The sequence below is a fragment of the Sedimentibacter sp. B4 genome (genome assembly GCF_000309315.1).
Lineage (GTDB): Bacteria > Bacillota > Clostridia > Tissierellales > Sedimentibacteraceae > Sedimentibacter > Sedimentibacter saalensis.
The window spans coordinates 1-207 of record NZ_CANG01000502.1; the positions used below are offsets into that span (position 1 = coordinate 1).

At 68.1% G+C, this 207-nt stretch carries 1 pseudogene; it reads left to right on the forward strand.

From position 1 onward, the window contains the following. Positions 1 to 207 (forward strand): annotated as a pseudogene (locus tag BN358_RS27685) (pyridoxamine 5'-phosphate oxidase); the annotation flags it as partial.

Sequence of the window (207 nt, forward strand, 5' to 3'; positions counted from 1 at the left end):
GGGAGCTGGCCGCGAATTCCCTTGCCGCAGTGCAGTTCCATTGGGTGGTGCAGGAGCGCGTCGTCCGTGTCGAAGGATCGGTCGAGATGACTTCGGCGGAGGAGTCGGACGCCTACTTCGCCACCCGTCCGCTCGATTCGCGGATCGGGGCCTGGGCGTCCCCGCAGAGCGAGGTGATCGCCAACCGGCGGGGTCTGCTCGCCAACG